Source organism: Kocuria sp. CPCC 205231, assembly GCF_040980965.1.
Lineage (GTDB): Bacteria > Actinomycetota > Actinomycetes > Actinomycetales > Micrococcaceae > Kocuria > Kocuria rosea.
In genome coordinates this window covers 1-3,851 of record NZ_JAVKPP010000043.1, presented here as the reverse complement: position 1 = coordinate 3,851, position 3,851 = coordinate 1, and the positions used below count along the sequence as shown (strand labels likewise).

At 68.4% G+C, this 3,851-nt stretch carries 4 protein-coding genes; all 4 read right to left on the bottom strand.

The genetic code is table 11. From position 1 onward, the window contains the following. On the bottom strand, nt 1-374 hold a 374-nt coding region (locus tag RF640_RS18705), incomplete at its 3' end, for a replication initiation protein (RefSeq protein WP_368828646.1). A 446-nt stretch (nt 375-820) separates the two neighbouring features. Next, a complete protein-coding gene (locus tag RF640_RS18700) occupies nt 821-1,411 on the bottom strand; it encodes a hypothetical protein (RefSeq protein WP_368828645.1) in 591 nt (196 codons plus the stop codon). Then, the gene (locus RF640_RS18695) at nt 1,399-2,517 is read right to left on the bottom strand and encodes a transglycosylase SLT domain-containing protein (RefSeq protein ID WP_368828644.1); all 1,119 of its coding nucleotides are present in this window, start codon (nt 2,515-2,517) and stop codon (nt 1,399-1,401) included. The genes RF640_RS18700 and RF640_RS18695 overlap by 13 nt, the downstream gene beginning before the upstream one ends. A 33-nt stretch (nt 2,518-2,550) precedes the next feature. Then, nucleotides 2,551-3,456, bottom strand: a complete 906-nt coding sequence (locus tag RF640_RS18690; protein WP_368828643.1) for a hypothetical protein — start codon at nt 3,454-3,456, stop codon at nt 2,551-2,553. Nucleotides 3,457-3,851 lie beyond the last annotated feature (395 nt).

Below are 3,851 nucleotides of genomic sequence, written 5' to 3'. Positions count from 1 at the left end.
GCCCGCTGCACCGCCTCCGCGTAGCGGATCGGACCCGGCCGAGCACCCTCGCCCCGGTAGACCGGTTCGATCGCCCACCCGGCCTGGGCATGACCGGTCTGCGGGTTCTCGATGATCCAGGTCGGCTCGGGCACGGCCGGGTGCATCAGGTTCAACAATGCGTCCTCGTCATCGACGTCGACGACGAGGAAGTTCAACCAATCGGCCGGGTTGAGCTGGATGAACGCGAACTCCCCAGCAGTCCGCCCACGGTTCGGGAACGCCTGCGACTTGGTCTGACCGCACCGGAAGTACTCGATCCGGTGGTGCTCAAGAAACCGGCGGGCCGGGGTCTCGGGGCAAAAAAGGGCAATGTCGAGTAAGGCGGGGTCCACTTGCGGACGCGCCTCAGGTACACTAGGGGACACAACGGTCCCCTGGTAATGGGTTCATATGCAGTTCTCATCCGGTTTCTGTTGAACCAGCTGTTCTAGGTCGCCAAACTCACGACAGCTGATTGACTTCGACGGCCCGCCCTCCACGGCGGGCCGTCAGTCGTTTAAGCGGTTTTGGTGATGGGGAGCTCCTCAGCGTTCTGCCGATCATCTATCGCATTCGGCAATCCGTGGTCACGGTCGATCAAAGCGCCGACGTAGTCCGCCTGGGACAGCCCTAGAGCAGCTGCCTTCTCCGCCGCACGGCGGTGCTGCTCGGGCAGGACGCGCATGCTGAACGCCACTCGCTTCCCGAGCAACTTGGGCGGTGTGTACTCCGTCATACGCCCACCCTCTCACATTGCTTGTACTAGCGCTAGAAGTTCGTGGGTGTGTCGGTCGGATCGCTACAGGTCATGGGATTGGTGGCCCACAACGTCCCACTGGCCGTTGTGCTTCTCGAGGTAGATGACGACTTGGCGATGGCCGGTGGCCTCGATCTGGTGGTCGTCGCGGCTGATCCATCGCCAGGTGAGGTCGTAGGCGCGGATGGCTTTGTCCTTGGCGACGTCGCGGGAGACGTCACCGACAGCCGGCACGAGGCTGGGCGCGCTGTAGGCCTGGTGTTCGGCTGGTTCTAGCCAGGCGGCCTGGTTGCCGTTGCGTTCAGGCTCGACCTGATTAGCGGCCCAATCCTCTGACATCAGCGGTTTGGTGCGGATCGCGGCGGCGGTTTGGGTGCGGTCGGTGGCGGTGTCCCAGGAGTGCAGCATCAGCGCGGCGGTTTCGGCGGTGGCCTCCACGTCGCTGCGCTCCACGGTGTCCGGGTCGGGGAAGGTACCTTCCCCGAAGGTGAGTTCGGTGGGGGAGGGCGTAGCCGTGGCAGGAGCGGTGGTCTGCTCGCTGGTCTGCTGTGCTCCCTCGGGCCCGCAGGCGGTCAAGGGCAGCAGGCACAGGGTGAGGGCGGTGATCAGGCGGTGTCGGGTCATTTCGGCCATGCTCCTTTCTGTTTGAGGATGGGCTCGGGGTCGAGGTTGTGCCCCTGGTAAGGGAAGACCATCTCCGGGGCGTCGGGTTTGTAGATCTCGAAGTGCAGGTGCGTGGCCATGCCGAACCGGCCACGATTGCCCTCGGTACCGATGACGTCACCGCGTTTGAGCTTCTGGCCCTTGGCCACGTCCCAGGAGTGCAGGTGGCAGAAGGCGAAGCCGAAGTTGGGGTCGTCCCCGTTCTCCTTGGCGATCACGCACCCGTCGGTGGCGTTGAACCCGGTGATCCGTATGGACGTGGGGGCGACGACGACCCCACCGCGGCCGTTGCCGGCTCCGGGGGTGGCGATGTCGACGCCCTCGTGCTGGTTGGCCCACCCGGGGACTCCAGCCAGGGCGCGGCCGCCGTAGCCGGAGGTGAACACGCCCCCGGGCAGCGGGGTTGTCCACTCGCCGTCGCCGAGGTCTCCGTCCCAGGCCAGGGCCCCGGTGGGGGCCTGGCAGTGGGCGGAAAACTGGGACTGGCCGGTGTCCAGGATCGTGTCGATGTAGTCGCGTGTCTCCTGGTACGGCGGCACCCCCTGGTGCTGCTCCACAGCCCCGGGGCCGGCGTTGTAGGCGGCCAGGGTCAGGCGCACGAGCTCACCGGCGTCGTCACCGGCGATCGGTCGCACTTCGATCTTGAGGGCGGCCATGTAGCGGCCGTAGGCGGGGATCGCGTCGTCGGGGTCGAAGGGGTCCCCGCCGTTGCCGTAGGTGGCCCAGGTGGCGGGCATGAACTGGGCGATGCCTTGGGCGCCGGCCGGGCTGGTGGCGTCCGGGTTCCACCCGGATTCCTGGGCCAGTTGTGCCGCCACCACGCTCACCGGCAGCCCGGCGGTCCGGGCGGCGTCTTCGACCAGTGGTGCCCAGCCGTTGGGGATATTCGGTGCCCGCTGCTGGCCGCTGTCGTTGCCCGTGGTGACGGCGGTGACGGTGCAGGAGCTGGCTGAGGCCTGTTCTTCGTCCTCGGCCAGGGTGGCGACGAGCACGGCTAAGGCCACGATCGAGCCGATGGCGAAGACCAACAGCAGCGCCACGACGGCGCCGAGGGCACGGGGGGATCCAGCCGACATCACAGCCTCCTGGGGGGATGGGAGGTCTGCGGGTCAGAGCTGGTCGATCAGGGTGGCGGTGGCTTCCTCGTAAGCCCGCACGGTGGCTGGGTGCAGGGCGTCGTAGTGGAAGGCGCGTCCTTCCTGGAGGGACTTGTCGAAGGGGATGACGACGGTCCCGGCCAACCCGACCGCTTGGGCGTACTCGCGCAGGCGGGTGAGGCGTTCGGTGTTGTTGGTGGCGGTGTTGGAGACCACCAGCACGGACCGGGCCAGCTTCGGCCCGTGGCCCTCGGCGGCGACGGCGGCCACGGTGGCCTCCAGCAGCCGGGCGTCGTCTTCGCGGTTGTGGGCCACCAGCACCAGGGAGTCGGCAACGTCCACGGCGGCGCGCCAGGTGGAGGACTGGGCGGAGTTGCCGGTGTCGAGCAGGATCAGGCTGTAGAGGGAGCGCAGGGTCTCATGGGCGGCCCGTACGGAGCGTCCGTCCACCCGGGTGCGGTCGGTACCTTCGGGCGGGGAGGCCAGCACGTGGATCCGGTCATCGCCCTGGGGGCGCACGTAGCGCACGAGGTCGGCGGTGCGCCGGGTGACGGTCTCCAGGTTGCGGATCAGATCCAGGGTGGTGCGGTCGTGGCCGCCGGCCAGGGAGCGTTCGGCCAGGGTGCCCTGGTTCTCGTTGAACTCCCCGGCCAGGATGTTGCCCCCGCGCACCCGCCCTGCGGTGGCGGCCAGGTGGTAGGCGGTGGTGGTTTTCCCGCCCCCGCCCTTGAGCTGGAGCACCGCCACGGTGCGGTGGGTCTCCAGCGGCCGCTGAATCCGGGTGCGGCGGGCCCGGGAGGCCTGCTCGGCGGGCGAGGCCGCCAGGGATAGTCCGAGGGTCTGGTTGCACCATCCTCGCCACCCGTGGCGGGCGGGGGATTCGGGCGTCTCCGTGGTCGTCTCCCGGGGCAGCTGCAAGCGGGGATCTCCGGCCTCGGCGACGACCGGGGTCGGTGTGGAGCTGCTGGGCGCCGGGTCGTCGGCGGGCGTGTCGCCCGCGGTGGTCTCTGGCAGTGGGTCCGTAGCTGAAAGCTCGGATGCGTCCCCCGAATGGGGGACATCGGCCTCGGGAAGCGTCTGCGGGGTCTCCGCATCGATGGAAGGCTCCGCGGGCTGGTGTTCACTCAAGTCAGCGGTTGGTTCGGTGGCCGCTACCGGGCGTGTCGTCTGCTCAGGCTCCGGTACGAGGTCGTCGACTGTGACAACACGTGAAGAGCCTCCACGGGAGGGTCGTTTCTTCATCGAGGCACTGGCATCTGCTGTCACGGAGCCGTCCGCGGCGACGATCAGTCGCGTCTCCGGCTCGGTCACCG

Bases quoted from the DNA above. Each gene is read 5' to 3' on its own strand.
- RF640_RS18700 (WP_368828645.1), bottom strand. From the start codon at position 1,411: ATGGCCGAAATGACCCGACACCGCCTGATCACCGCCCTCACCCTGTGC.
- RF640_RS18695 (WP_368828644.1), bottom strand. From the start codon at position 2,517: ATGTCGGCTGGATCCCCCCGTGCCCTCGGCGCCGTCGTGGCGCTGCTG.